Origin of the sequence: Ferrimonas gelatinilytica (genome assembly GCF_039544205.1) — a bacterium.
Lineage (GTDB): Bacteria > Pseudomonadota > Gammaproteobacteria > Enterobacterales > Shewanellaceae > Ferrimonas > Ferrimonas gelatinilytica.
Window position 1 is genome coordinate 313,705 of sequence record NZ_BAABLF010000005.1, and the last position, 13,243, is coordinate 326,947.

Genomic DNA, 13,243 nt, shown 5'->3' on the forward strand with positions numbered 1-13,243 from the left:
GGGAGATAGCTTTATCCCACCGCCGAGAGGCTGCCTTAACCGATGTGGCTGACGCCGCCCATGTAGCTGCGCAGGGCCTCGGGGATCTCAATACGACCATCCGCCTGCTGGTAGTTTTCCAGGATGGCTACCAGGGTACGGCCAACCGCCAGGCCAGAACCGTTCAGGGTATGGAGCAGTTCAGGCTTCTTCTCCCCGCTGCGGCGGAACCTAGCCTGCATACGACGAGCCTGGAAATCCCCCATGTTGGAGCAGGACGAGATCTCACGGTACTTGTTCTGGCTCGGTACCCACACCTCGAGATCATAGGTTTTGGTGGCACCAAAGCCCATGTCACCGGTGCACAGCACCACTTTGCGATAGGGCAGACCCAGGCGTTGTAGGACCTGCTCCGCTTGACCGGTCAGCTCTTCCAGGGCAGCCATAGAGTCTTCCGGCTTCACCAGCTGGACGAGCTCGACCTTGTCAAACTGGTGCTGTCGGATCAGGCCACGGGTGTCACGGCCGGAGGAGCCCGCCTCGGAGCGGAAGCAGGGAGTATGCGCAGTCATTTTCACCGGCAGCTGCGCTTCATCCAGGATCTCGTTACGGGCAAAGTTGGTCAGGGGGACTTCGGCGGTCGGTATCAGTGACAGCACCCGATCGCTGTCTTCGGACAGCGGCTGGGTATGAAAAAGATCTTCACCGAACTTGGGCAACTGGCCGGTGCCATAGAGGCTGTCCGCGTTCACCAGGTAGGGGACATACATCTCCTGGTAGCCATGCTCGGTGGTGTGCAGGTCCAGCATGAACTGAGCCAGCGCTCGGTGCAGCCGGGCCACCTGGCCGCGCATCACCACGAATCGGGAGCCGGAGAGCTTGGCCGCCATGCCAAAGTCGATGCCGTTAATCGCCTCGCCGAGATCCACATGATCTTTGACCTCGAAGTCGAATTCACGAGGCGAGCCCCAGGTGAACACCTCGACATTCTGATCCTCATCATCGCCCAGGGGCACGGACTCATGCGGAAGGTTCGGGATCCCGGCGGCGATGTTATCCAGCTCGGTCAGTAGCTCGGCCAGCTCTACCTTCTTGGCATCCAGCTGTGCACCCAGTTCGGAAACCTGTGCCAGCAAGGGCGCGATATCCTCTCCCCGGGCCTTGGCCTGTCCGATGGATTTGGAGCGACTGTTGCGATCCGCCTGAAGCTGTTCCGTCTCCACCTGCAAAGATTTGCGGCGCTCTTCCAGATCGGTCAAACGGGTAACGTCGAGAATGTAGCCTCGGCTGGCCAGCCGCTCGGCGGTTTGCGCCAGATCGGCGCGCAGAAGTTTGCTATCTAACATAGTGCTTAAAGTCGCTTAAGTGGTGAACCTTCGCCCTCCTTGCCAACGGGACAGTACCGCATCACGCAGACAGGCGCTCAGACTCGAAATGGGCAGAACACAAAGTGCCTGAACTTTACCATACAACAGGCGGGAACGACATCGGGGCTGACACAACTAATGCTGCTTCACTAGGCAGTTAACCCCCTTGTCCCGGGGTCTGCACCGTCACTGCTGCGTAGCGACCCACTGCTGACCGATGTACACCATGGTGAAGCAGACGCCGAGGTTAAGCACGACATTGAGTAGCGCCCGCAGTCCGTGCCCCTGTTGCATCAAGAGGACCGTTTCATTTGAAAACGTGGAAAAGGTGGTCAATGCCCCCAACAGTCCAACGCCGATAAAGGCCTTAAGCGTCGGGGAGAGTGCCACCTGCATCGATAGGGCATACAGCGCCCCCATGGCCAGCGAGCCCAGTGCGTTAACCAGCAAGGTGGCCAGGGGAAAACTCGTGCCGACAAGGCGTAGCATCAATAACGAGGTGCCATAGCGCAGCGTCGCCCCCAGCGCGCCGCCGAGCGCCACCGCCAACCAGTTACTCATAGCGTTTCTTCCCGCTGGCCGCGTTCCACTGGGCGAGCAATCGCAGCTTCTCGGAAATTTTCTTCTCCAGGCCCCGGTCGCTGGGCTCATAGAAACGGCGCCCCTTAAGCGGCTCGGGCAGGTAGACCTCCCCCGCCGCATAGGCGCCCGGCTCATCGTGTGCATAACGGTACTCACTGCCGTGGCCCAGCGTCTTGAGCAGCTTCGTCGGCGCATTGCGCAGGTGAATGGGCACCTCGAGATCGCCACTGTTGCGGGCCATCTCGCGGGCAGCAGCAAAGGCGCGGTAAACCGCGTTACTCTTAGGCGCACAGGCTAAGTACACCAGGGCCTGGGCAATGGCGCGCTCCCCCTCCGCGGGACCGACACGGTGGAAGCAATCCCAGGCGTCAAGGGCCACCGACATGGCGCGGGGATCCGCATTCCCCACATCCTCAGAGGCGATCGCCAGGGCCCGCCGGGCCACGTAAAGGGGGTCACCGCCGCCCTCCAGAATGCGGGCATACCAGTAGAGGGCCGCATCAGGGTCACTGCCGCGCACCGATTTATGCACGGCGGAGATCAGATCATAAAACTGATCGCCCCGGTTATCGAAACGGGCCACCGGCTCGCCGGCCACCTCCGCCAGGTGTGCCAGGGTAAGGTTCCCCTGCCCCGCCAACTCCGCCATCAACTCCAGCAGGTTCAGGGCCCGACGGGCATCGCCATCCACCAGGGAGGCCAACGCGCTGGCCACCTCCTCCGGCAGAACCAGCCCACGGTCCGCCAAGCCACGTTCACGGTCGGACATCGCCTGGCGAAGGATCTGAACAATCTCATCCGACGTGAGCCGCTTTATCAGGTGGACTCGTGCTCGGGAGAGCAGCGCATTGTTGATCTCGAACGATGGGTTTTCGGTGGTGGCACCGATGAAGATCACCGTGCCGTCCTCTATATGGGGAAGGAAGGCGTCCTGCTGACTCTTGTTGAATCGATGCACCTCATCCACGAACAGCAGGGTCTGACGGCCATGGGTGCTGGCGATCTCCTTGGCTTTTTCAATCGCCTGTCGGATCTCCTTCACTCCGGAGGTGACCGCGGAGATCCGCTCCACATGGGCATTGCAATGGCTGGCCACCAGTTCCGCCAGGGTGGTTTTCCCAGTACCCGGGGGACCCCAAAGCAGCATGGAGTGGGCTCGGCCCGCTTCCAGTGACTGACGCAACGGCTTGCCCGGCGCCAGCAGGTGCGCCTGACCAATGTACTCACTCAGATCCCGGGGACGCATTCGCGCCGCCAGAGGGCGAAAGTCCGGACCGAACTGGAAGCTGAGTGTACTCATGATCCCCGTTGATCGTCGATCAGGGTCCCTTCCGGTGGGGCAAAAGTAAACTGGGCGCTATCGACCGCCTCAGTCGAGAAGTTCTGCAACTCCATCACGGTCGAGGTGCCCTGGGCATCATCGAGTTGAAGCGAACGGATCGCATCGCCCTCAAAGCAGACCGTCATGCTTACCGCCGGGTGCGCATCACTGGTCAGGCGGTAGCAACTCGCCTGCTGCTGAATTTGCCACTGTGACCAGATCTTAGGATCCTGCGAGGCCAAAAGGGTCAGTGGCGTCTGTGCAACGGCCTGATCCACGGAGGTGACCGTCACCTGCTCCACGTAGGGGTCATGAAACCAGACCGCATCACCATCGCTCACCAGCAGCAGCGACTCCGGCGTGTCCTGCTCCCACCGAAACCGCAGCGGCGCGGACAGTGCCAGGCGGCCTTGGCTTTCCTGTACCAGGTTGTCATCGAAATCCCGGGCCTGCTGGTGAAACTCGGCAGAGAAGTGGGGCAGTTGGCTCAGCCGCTGCTGCAGCGACTGGGCATCGTCATCGCAGACAGCGGTGACGGGGAAAAGGGACGCGATAAGCAGCGTCGGTATCACTTTGTTCATCAATTCTGTCCTGGTACCAATACTTCGCGGTTGCCGTTATGGCCGGGCGCACTCACCAAGCCGCTCTCCTGCATCTGTTCTACCAGACGCGCCGCGCGGTTGTAACCGATTTTCAGCTTCCTCTGTACGCTGGAGATGGAGGCCCTTCGCGACTCAATCACAAACTGCACCGCCTCATCGTAGAGCGGATCCTGTTCGCTGTCGCTCTCATCACTCTCCCCGGGCAATAGGATCGACTCCCCGCCACTTTCACCGGAGAGGATCTCATCCACGTATTGCGGTGTTCCCCGGGCACTCCAGTCCGCCACCACCTTATGCACTTCGTGATCATCCACGAATGCGCCGTGAACCCGGATCGGCACACCGGTTCCCGGCGGCAGGTAGAGCATGTCCCCCTGCCCCAGCAGCTGCTCAGCGCCCTGCTGATCCAAGATGGTTCGGGAGTCGATGCGACTGGAGACCTGGAACGCGATGCGGGTCGGGATGTTGGCCTTGATAAGCCCGGTAATCACATCCACCGAGGGGCGCTGGGTTGCCAGGATAAGGTGGATCCCGGCCGCCCTCGCCTTCTGGGCGATGCGCGCGATCAGCTCCTCCACCTTTTTGCCGACAATCATCATCATGTCGGCAAACTCGTCCACCACAACCACGATGGAGGGGAGTTTTTCCAATGCTGGGGCTTCGGTCTCCATCGAGTGTTCCGGTTTCCAGAAGGGGTCGGTCAACGGCACGCCGGCCTCCTGGGCGGAAACCACCTTGGCATTATACCCCTTCAGGTTGCGCACGCCGAGGGCCGACATCAGCTTGTAGCGACGCTCCATCTCCCCGACACACCAGCGCAAGGCGTTGGAGGCCTCTTTCATGTCCGTCACCACTTCACAGAGCAGGTGCGGGATCCCCTCATAAACGGAGAGCTCCAACATCTTGGGATCGATCATGATCAGGCGAACATCTTCCGGCTTGGACTTGTAGAGCAAGCTCAGGATCATCACGTTGACGCCGACGGACTTACCGGAGCCTGTGGTGCCCGCCACCAGCAAGTGGGGCATCTTCGCCAGGTCCACCACCACCGCCTGGCCGGAGATGTCCTGTCCCAGCACCATGGTGAGGTTGGACTTGGCCGCATCGAAGGCAGGGGACGCCAACACATCACGCAGGTAGACGATCTCGCGAGAATTGTTGGGCAGCTCCAGGCCGATCACCGATTTACCCGGTATCACCTCCACCACACGTACGCTGACAGCGGAGAGGGCACGAGCCAAGTCCTTGGAAAGGTTGCTGATCTTGGAGACCTTGACCCCGGGTGCGAGGTCCAGCTCAAAACGGGTGATCACCGGGCCGGGATGCACATCGACAACGGTCGCCTGGATGTTAAAGTCCAGCAGCTTGGCCTCCACCAACCGCGCAATCCCATCAAGCTCTTCACGGGTAATAGGGTTTTCCGTCTTGTTCGGCCGATCGAGCAGCTCCAGGGTGGGCATCGGGGCCGAAGGGGCCTTGGGCAGCTCACTTCGCCCCCGCGCGTTGCGATCCCGGTTCAGAGCCTCTGCCAGATAGGGCTCCAGCGCACCATCGATCTCCGTTTCCCCGTTATCGGCTTCCCCCTTGGACTCATCGGTCTGCCAGGGGGGGGTCACTACGGGTTCTATCATTGCATCCGCCGGAGACACGGCCCCTTCAGCCGGCTCAGAAAGCGCCGGTTCGACCCGTCGTGCGCTCTCATTGCTTTGCTTTCGGGTCGAAGCAAGCGCTGTGGCCACCGGCTCCTGCTCGCCCGGCTCCTGCGGCTGCTTGAATCGCTCAAACACCTCCATGAACCCGCGAGTATCATCACTGTCGTCAGCATGCCGCGCCAGCCTTTGAGGCAGCCGCCACAGGCCCAGCGCCAACGACGTGACCCCTCTGCCAACCCACTCCGCCAAGGTAAGCCAACTGACGCCGGTCATCAGGGTGAACCCGGCGGCAATCGCGCCCAAAAGCAGCAGTGTGGTGCCCGTCAGGTTAAAAACGGGGATCATCATCCCGGCAACCACGTCTCCTAGGACGCCGCCAGAGGAGAAGTAGTGCACATCGTCGGCATTCAGAGCCGCCAGGGCGGCGATGCTCATGGTGGTAAGCAGGAAACCGATGAGACGCAGTCCAATGGAAAAATAATCCAGCTTGGTCAGATGGTAAGCCTGATGGAATACCAACCATCCGACAATGGCCACAACGAAGGGAATGACAAAAGCGGTGATGCCAAACACAAACAGCAAAACATCGGCGACCCAGGCACCGGCCATCCCCATGATATTGCTGATCTGGCCATCCCAGGGTACCTGGCTCCAGCCCGGGTCGGCCGGATGGTAGGTCGCCAGGGCAAAGAGGGTGAAGAGCGCCGCCAGAGTGGTGATGATAAGGCCGCCCTCGAGCAATCGCTGCCAACCAGTCAACGGCGCTAACTTAGTCATCTGAGTCCTTGAAGATAAAAGCTATTATTAGGCGCTACCTTAGCAAACTCCCTGTCAGTATGCATGAGGGCGGGGGCGTCAGTGAGCAACAAAATAACAGTGGCCAATAAAAAAGTGCCCATGCGGGCACTTTTTTATTGCTCTGGCAACGCTGGGCGCGGACTCAGGCCACCATGGGGGCATTAGAGGCAATCTGTACGCGGCTGGTTTGCTTGACCTCTTCCATCACCACATAGGTGCGGGTGTCCTTCACCGATGGCAGCTTAAGCAAGGTTTCAGACAGCAATCGGCGGTAGGCGGTCATATCGCTGACACGGGTTTTAAGCAGGTAGTCAAAATCACCAGAAACCAGGTGACACTCCTGAACATCCTCCAGTGTCATCACCGCCGCATTAAAGTCGTCAAACACATTGGGGGTATCCCGGTTGAGGGAGATTTCAACGTATACGAGCAGGGAGGCACCGAGGTAGTGGGGGTTAACCTGCGCAGTGTATCCAAGGATGAATCCTTGGCGTTCCAAGCGCTTAACACGTTCGAGGCAAGGGGTTGGGCTGAGACCGACTCGCTTGGACAACTCAACATTGGAGATCCGACCATCCCTTTGCAGTTCATTCAGGATGTTTCGGTCGATTCTATCAAGTTCTTTCAGCGGCTTTTTCTTGTTATATGCCATACAAAACTTCCTTAACTCCCGTCTAAGGCGGGATTTTACTCCATTAGCACCCAAATATAGTGGGAGAAATCCTCCCAGACGCAGAATATACTAACTTCGCGCCCAAGGCCAAGAAAAACATAACAAATATGTTCACAGGCCAGCAAATAGAACATAACGAATAACAGAGGCAAACTTCACAATGATTATCGGTGTACCCAAAGAGATTAAAAACCACGAATACCGTGTCGGCATGGTACCCGCGAGCGTTCGCGAACTGGTTCAGCGCGGCCATCAGGTACTGGTGGAAACCCAGGCTGGCATCGGCATTGGGTGTAGCGATGAAGACTATGTGAGCGCCGGTGCCACCATCCTGCCCAGCGCTGTCGAGGTGTTTGCCCAGGCTGAGATGATTGTGAAGGTAAAGGAACCGCAGGCAGTGGAACGTGCCATGCTGCGCCCCGGGCAGATCCTCTTTACCTACCTCCATTTGGCGCCGGATGCGCCGCAAACGGAAGACCTGGTGCACAGCGGTGCCATCTGCATCGCCTACGAGACCGTTACCGATGCCAAAGGCGGCCTGCCCCTGCTGGCACCGATGTCCGAGGTTGCCGGCCGCATGTCTATCCAGGCCGGTGCCCAGGCACTGGAAAAATCTCACCAGGGCCGCGGCATGCTGCTTGGGGGTGTTCCCGGCGTTGAGCCGGCGAAAGTTGTCGTGATCGGCGGTGGCATGGTTGGCCGTAACGCTGCCCTGATGGCGGTCGGCATGGGCGCCGACGTGACTATCCTGGATCGCAACATCAACGTACTGCGGGATCTGAACCAGCAGTTTGAAAATCGCGCCAAGGTGCTCTACTCCACCGCCGAAGCGCTGGAATCACACATCACCGGCGCCGACCTGGTTATTGGCGGGGTACTGATCCCCGGCGCCGCAGCCCCCAAGCTTATCACCCGTGAGCACATCCGTAACATGAAGCCCGGCGCAGCCATTGTGGATGTGGCCATTGACCAGGGTGGGTGTGCAGAAACCTCCAAAGCCACCACTCACCAAGATCCGGTGTACCTGGTTGACGATGTGGTGCACTACTGTGTAGCCAACATGCCCGGGGCTGTGCCACGCACCTCCACCTTCGCACTGAACAACGCCACCCTGCCCTACATCATTGCACTGGCGGAAAAAGGGTATGCCAAGGCGCTGCTCGACGACGCTCACCTGATGAAGGGGCTTAACGTCATCGACGGTAAGATCACCTGTGAGGAGGTCGCCGAGGCACTCGGTTACGAGTACCACGATCCCTACGGATTGGTTAAAGCCTGATTAGGGCAATCGGTTATTCATCGCAACGGGAGCCTAAGCTCCCGTTTCTTTTATCCGGCCATTTACTTACAATCGCCGCAACGCGAATGCACAACACGGAGTAACAGATGAGCGAAGTCAAACACTGCCAACTGTTGATCCTGGGCTCAGGGCCTGCCGGCTACACCGCCGCAGTCTACGCCGCCCGGGCAAACCTCAATCCGGTGATGATCACCGGCATGCAACAGGGCGGACAGCTCACCACCACCACGGAAGTGGAAAACTGGCCCGGTGACGCTGCCGACCTCACCGGCCCGGACCTGATGCAGCGCATGCACCAGCATGCGGAGCGCTTCGAGACGGAGATCCTGTTCGACCACATTAATGAAGTGGACCTGAACCAGCGTCCCTATCGCCTCAAAGGAGACAGTGGCGAATACACCTGTGACGCCCTGATCATCGCCACCGGGGCCAGCGCCAAGTACCTGGGCCTGCCTTCCGAGGAGGCGTTTAAAGGTCGCGGTGTATCCGCCTGTGCCACCTGTGACGGTTTCTTTTACCGCAACAAGCCGGTTGCCGTGGTCGGAGGCGGTAATACTGCGGTAGAGGAAGCGCTTTACCTCGCCAACCTTGCCTCCGAGGTGCACCTGATCCATCGCCGTGATAGTTTCCGCGCCGAAAAGATCCTGGTAGACCGCCTGATGGATAAGGTTGAAAACGGCAACATCGTGCTGCACACCGACCGCGTCCTGGATGAAGTGCTGGGAGACCAGATGGGCGTAACCGGGGTCCGGATCAAAGCCACCGACAGTGACGCCACCGAAGAGCTTAGCGTCGACGGCGCCTTCATCGCCATCGGCCACAGCCCGAATACGGGGATCTTTGAAGGTCAGTTGGCAATGAAAGATGGCTATATTGTGGTAAACAGCGGGTTGAACGGCAACGCGACCCAGACCTCCATTCCCGGCGTATTTGCCGCCGGAGATGTGATGGATCATGTTTATCGTCAGGCCATCACCTCCGCCGGCACGGGTTGCATGGCGGCGCTGGATGCCGAACGCTATCTCGACGGCCTGAAACAATCCTAATCACAACCGTGAGCAGACAGGGGCCCATTCGGGCCCTTTTTGTTGTATGAACAAAACGACTGAACAATCCAGCCTCGCCTGGTTAAAACAGGGTGCCCAAGCCGGGCGCCGCTGGATCGCCCTGGCCACCCTGTGCGGCTATGGCAACGCACTGCTGCTTATCCTGCAGGCGTGGCTGCTGGCGCATACCCTGCACAGCCTGATCATCGATAAGCTGTCACTGGCCCAGCTGCAATCGACACTGATCGCCCTCGCCCTGCTCTTTCCCGTTCGGGCGCTGCTGCTCTGGGGCAAGGAGGTCGCCGGATTCCATGCCGGCGCCAAGGTCCGTCAGGCGCTTCGTCAACAGCTCCTGACCCAATTGCATGCGCTGGGACCCGCCTACCTGCAACGTAAGGCCGCAGGCAGCTGGACCAGTGTATTGCTGGAGCAGGTAGAGAAGCTGCAGGAGTTTTACAGCAAATACCTGGTGCAGATGCGGCTGGTGATGCTGATCCCACTGACCATTTTACTGATGGTCTTTCCCCTCAACTGGGCCGCTGGGCTGGTGTTCCTGCTCACTGCCCCGCTGACCATCCTGTTTATGGCGTTGGTCGGCATGGGCGCCGCGGACGCCAACAAGCGCAACTTCCTTGCCTTGTCGCGCCTCTCAGGACACTTTCTGGATCGCCTCAAGGGCCTGTCCACCATCCGTTTGTTTGACCAGATGGAAACCGAAGCCCAGAAGATGGATCACGCCTCCGAGGCCTTTCGACAGCGCACCATGGAGGTATTACGGATGGCGTTTCTCTCCTCCGCAGTGCTGGAGTTCTTCGCTTCCATCTCCATCGCGGTGATCGCAGTCTATTTCGGTTTCAGCTACCTGGGAGAGCTGAATTTTGGTCACTACGGCGCCGGCGTCACGCTGTTCAGTGGTCTGCTGGTGCTGATTCTGGCACCCGACTTCTTCCAGCCCTTTCGGGATCTTGGCACCTACTACCATGCAAAAGCAGAAGCCATTGGCGCCGCCGACGAGCTCCGCCGGCTGATGGAAACGCCAAGCCATGACACCGGGGCCGAAGGCACAATGGTCGACGAAGGGCCTATCACCCTCGAAGCACATGATCTTGTCGTCCTCGCCCAGGATGGCACACCACTGACCGAGCCGCTCTCCTTCCACCTGCCCGCTGGCCATACACTGGCCCTGGCCGGCCCAACGGGGTGCGGTAAAACCTCTGTTATGCAGGCGGTCATGGGTCTACTGCCTTACCAGGGAAGCCTGCAGGCCAATGGTAGGGAGATTCGAGAACTGCCTCGGGACCCCTGGCTGGCGCAGCAGACCTGGCTGGGTCAGAATCCGAAACTTATCTTCGGCACCATCGCCGACAACCTGCGCATGGCCAATCCAGGTGCCAGCGATGATCGCCTGTGGCAGGCGCTCGATGCCGCCCACGCCAGTGAATTTGTCCATCGCCTCCCCGCTGGACTGGCCCACCCCATCGGAGACCGGGCTTCCGGGCTCTCTGTCGGTCAGGCCCAGCGCATCGCCCTCGCCCGGGCCCTGCTTAAACCCACCCCTTTGCTGCTACTGGATGAACCCACTGCCAGCCTAGACAGGCATAGCGAAACCCTGTTACAGCAGAGCCTGCGCCAGGTTCGGCAGGACCGCACCTGCCTCCTGATCAGCCACCGTAGCGACCAGCTTTCGGACGCCGACCACTGCCTAACCCTGCGCCCAAAGGAGGCTCAACGTGACTGAGCTTATCCCCTTCCTTCGGCTTTTCCAGCAACACTGGCGCCGCCTAGCCCTCGGGGCCCTGTTATCCCTGTTGACGCTGCTGGCCAGCATCGGGCTGCTGTCGCTGTCCGGCTGGTTCATCGCTGCCAGTGCCGTGGCCGGACTGGTGATCAGCCGCTCCGCCGACTTTAACTACATGATGCCGGCCGGTGGGGTACGAGCCCTGTCCGTGCTTCGAACCGCGGCACGCTGGGCCGAGCGTGTGGTCAGCCACGATGCAACCTTCCGCCTCCTCGCCACGCTTCGCAGTTGGTTTTTTCGCCACCTCGGCCGTCTCGCACCGGCCCGCCTTGGCGGGCTGCGCGACGCCGATCTGCTCAATCGCATGGTGGCGGACATCGATGCGCTGGATCACCTCTACCTGCGTCTGATCACCCCGGTGGCGGCGGGTTCCCTGTCGATCCTCGCCGTGACCGTCTTTCTGAGCTGGATCGATCCCCTGTTGGGGGCGGTGCTCGGCGGCGTTCTGCTGGCCCTGCTCCTACTGTTGCCGCCGCTGTTTTATCGACTCGGTCTGCGTCCCGGCGAGCGCCTCAGTCACCATCATGGTGTCTATCGCCAACAACTGGCGGATTACATCGACGCCCAGACGGAACTGCTGCTGTTCCAGGCCGAACGTCAGCAACGGGAAAAGCTGGCCCATACCGAGCAGGCTCTGCTCTTGGCCCAGGGAAAAATGGCCCGGCTCACTGGCCTATCCCAAGGGTTACTGACCCTCTTTAATGGCTGGCTGCTGCTGGTGATGGTGGTGCTTGCACACCACCAACTGAGCCAGGGCGGAGCGCCGGGGCCCCTGCTGGCACTGGTGGCCTTCGCCACCCTTGCCAGCTTCGAAGCCCTCAATCCCGTGACCACCGCCTTCCAACACCTGGGCCATACCCTGGCAGCGGCGAGGCGCTTAACTCCGATGTTAAGCGCCGATGGGGCCATGGCATTCGGCGGCCAGACTCAACCCGGCGAGGAGCGCGGTTTGGCGATCCAGGGCCTCAACTTCCGCTATCCGGGGGCTTTGGACCCTACATTAGACGGGCTGAACTTGACCCTGGAACCGGGTGAGCGCGTGGCGCTGATTGGACAAACCGGATGTGGTAAGTCGACCTTGCTTCAGATCCTCTGCCGCGAGCTTGAGTCCGACAGCGGCTCTGTGTGCCTAAATGGCCACGCCCTGGACAGCTATTGTGAAAACAGCCTGCGCCAGCAGCTCTGCGTGATTAGCCAACGGGTGCACATCTTCAATGACTCCCTAGCCAATAACCTGAGGCTGGCCAGCCCCGGCGCCACAGATGATCAGCTTGAGCAGGCATTGCGACAGGTAAAACTGGACAAGTTGCTTGAGGGCCAGGGGCTGGCTCAGTGGCTTGGCGAGGGCGGCAGGCAGCTGTCCGGAGGCGAGCAGCGACGCATCGGACTGGCACGGGCCCTGCTGCACCCGGGTTCGCTATTGCTGCTGGATGAACCGACAGAGGGGCTGGATGACGCTACCGAGCAGGAGGTGATCAGCTGCCTTCTCAGTCACCGACCCGAGCGGACTTTGCTCTACGTGACCCACAAACCGGCGGCGCTGGCACAGATGGATCGCGTTCTAATGATGGAGGCGGGAAAGCTTAAGCCGGCTCATGACAAATAAAACAGACGGTTAATATACCCGGTCAACCCGTACCAGGCCGCCGGACAGGTAGACAATACGGACCGAATCACCGGCGTGGTGCACCATGCCGGGATCGTAATCCTGGACCACCATCACCCGCTCTCCGGCTTCCGTCAATATGATCAACTCCTGGAGTCGATATTGGACCATGTTGTAGCCTGGCGAGCGCCGATCTGCCACCCCGGCGCCGGCCAGGGCACCGAGGACAGTGGCCACGTCCCGTCCGGACCCACTGCCAAACTGGTTACCGATAAGACCACCAAGCAGCGCGCCCCCGAACACTTTCCAGCCGCGGTGCCGGTCTTCCACCAATTCGCTGCGCTGGATATCCCGCACCGACTCGACCTCCCCGTAACTGACCTGCTCAACAGGAACCGCCCGATTACGGTTATACTGGGCCCAAGCGGGTAGACAGAGGCTCACCGCCAGTATGAGTATCGACAAAGGTTTCAGGCTCATGTCATGCTCCCGTCCATACAAATTCGCTTGCAGAGTTAT

General features: G+C 60.1%; 11 protein-coding genes. 4 read left to right on the top strand and 7 right to left on the bottom strand.

The genetic code is table 11. From position 1 onward, the window contains the following. Window positions 1–35: 35 nt before the first annotated feature. From serS to lrp, 6 genes are all read right to left on the bottom strand, one after another. Window positions 36–1,325: a serine--tRNA ligase gene (serS, locus tag ABD997_RS03770; RefSeq protein WP_345315678.1), complete on the bottom strand. Its 1,290-nt coding sequence runs from the start codon at window positions 1,323–1,325 to the stop codon at window positions 36–38. Between the two features lie 207 nt (window positions 1,326–1,532). Next, the gene (gene crcB, locus ABD997_RS03775) at window positions 1,533–1,907 is read right to left on the bottom strand and encodes a fluoride efflux transporter CrcB (protein WP_345315679.1); all 375 of its coding nucleotides are present in this window, start codon (window positions 1,905–1,907) and stop codon (window positions 1,533–1,535) included. Next, entirely contained in the window at window positions 1,900–3,228 is a 1,329-nt protein-coding gene (locus tag ABD997_RS03780) for a replication-associated recombination protein A (RefSeq protein WP_345315680.1), read from the bottom strand. Before ABD997_RS03780 ends, crcB begins: the two co-directional genes overlap by 8 nt. Beyond that, the gene (lolA, locus tag ABD997_RS03785) at window positions 3,225–3,830 is read right to left on the bottom strand and encodes an outer membrane lipoprotein periplasmic chaperone LolA (RefSeq protein WP_345315681.1); all 606 of its coding nucleotides are present in this window, start codon (window positions 3,828–3,830) and stop codon (window positions 3,225–3,227) included. The genes ABD997_RS03780 and lolA overlap by 4 nt, the downstream gene beginning before the upstream one ends. Continuing rightward, window positions 3,830–6,280 carry a DNA translocase FtsK gene (locus ABD997_RS03790; RefSeq protein WP_345315682.1) on the bottom strand — a complete coding sequence of 817 codons (2,451 nt, stop codon included), beginning with the start codon at window positions 6,278–6,280 and terminating at the stop codon, window positions 3,830–3,832. The genes lolA and ABD997_RS03790 overlap by 1 nt, the downstream gene beginning before the upstream one ends. Before the next feature lie 163 nt (window positions 6,281–6,443). After that, window positions 6,444–6,953, bottom strand: coding sequence for a leucine-responsive transcriptional regulator Lrp (lrp, locus tag ABD997_RS03795; protein ID WP_345315683.1), 510 nt, complete (start codon window positions 6,951–6,953; stop codon window positions 6,444–6,446). 181 nt (window positions 6,954–7,134) lie between these two features. On the opposite strand from lrp, the gene ald reads away from it, so the two are divergent. The 4 genes from ald (at window position 7,135) to cydC (ending at window position 12,724) form a co-directional block, all read left to right on the top strand. Then, window positions 7,135–8,253, top strand: coding sequence for an alanine dehydrogenase (gene ald / locus ABD997_RS03800; protein WP_345315684.1), 1,119 nt, complete (start codon window positions 7,135–7,137; stop codon window positions 8,251–8,253). A 107-nt stretch (window positions 8,254–8,360) separates the two neighbouring features. Further along, complete coding sequence (trxB, locus tag ABD997_RS03805) at window positions 8,361–9,320, top strand: thioredoxin-disulfide reductase (protein WP_345315685.1); 960 nt, start codon at window positions 8,361–8,363, stop codon at window positions 9,318–9,320. 46 nt (window positions 9,321–9,366) lie between these two features. Then, a complete protein-coding gene (cydD, locus tag ABD997_RS03810) occupies window positions 9,367–11,058 on the top strand; it encodes a heme ABC transporter permease/ATP-binding protein CydD (protein WP_345315686.1) in 1,692 nt (563 codons plus the stop codon). After that, window positions 11,051–12,724: a heme ABC transporter ATP-binding protein/permease CydC gene (gene cydC, locus ABD997_RS03815; protein ID WP_345315687.1), complete on the top strand. Its 1,674-nt coding sequence runs from the start codon at window positions 11,051–11,053 to the stop codon at window positions 12,722–12,724. The genes cydD and cydC overlap by 8 nt, the downstream gene beginning before the upstream one ends. Before the next feature lie 9 nt (window positions 12,725–12,733). Here cydC and ABD997_RS03820 read toward each other — a convergent pair whose 3' ends face one another. Then, on the bottom strand, window positions 12,734–13,204 hold the full coding sequence (locus tag ABD997_RS03820) for an outer membrane lipoprotein (RefSeq protein ID WP_345315688.1): 471 nt from the start codon (window positions 13,202–13,204) through the stop codon (window positions 12,734–12,736). Between the last annotated feature and the right edge of the window lie 39 nt (window positions 13,205–13,243).

What these genes read in the sequence shown, in the direction of transcription:
- serS (WP_345315678.1), bottom strand. Translation starts at nt 1,325, where the DNA reads ATGTTAGATAGCAAACTTCTGCGCGCCGATCTGGCGCAAACCGCCGAG.
- crcB (WP_345315679.1), bottom strand. Translation starts at nt 1,907, where the DNA reads ATGAGTAACTGGTTGGCGGTGGCGCTCGGCGGCGCGCTGGGGGCGACG.
- ABD997_RS03780 (WP_345315680.1), bottom strand. Translation starts at nt 3,228, where the DNA reads ATGAGTACACTCAGCTTCCAGTTCGGTCCGGACTTTCGCCCTCTGGCG.
- lolA (WP_345315681.1), bottom strand. Translation starts at nt 3,830, where the DNA reads ATGAACAAAGTGATACCGACGCTGCTTATCGCGTCCCTTTTCCCCGTC.
- ABD997_RS03790 (WP_345315682.1), bottom strand. Translation starts at nt 6,280, where the DNA reads ATGACTAAGTTAGCGCCGTTGACTGGTTGGCAGCGATTGCTCGAGGGC.
- lrp (WP_345315683.1), bottom strand. Translation starts at nt 6,953, where the DNA reads ATGGCATATAACAAGAAAAAGCCGCTGAAAGAACTTGATAGAATCGAC.
- ald (WP_345315684.1), top strand. Translation starts at nt 7,135, where the DNA reads ATGATTATCGGTGTACCCAAAGAGATTAAAAACCACGAATACCGTGTC.
- trxB (WP_345315685.1), top strand. Translation starts at nt 8,361, where the DNA reads ATGAGCGAAGTCAAACACTGCCAACTGTTGATCCTGGGCTCAGGGCCT.
- cydD (WP_345315686.1), top strand. Translation starts at nt 9,367, where the DNA reads ATGAACAAAACGACTGAACAATCCAGCCTCGCCTGGTTAAAACAGGGT.
- ABD997_RS03820 (WP_345315688.1), bottom strand. Translation starts at nt 13,204, where the DNA reads ATGAGCCTGAAACCTTTGTCGATACTCATACTGGCGGTGAGCCTCTGT.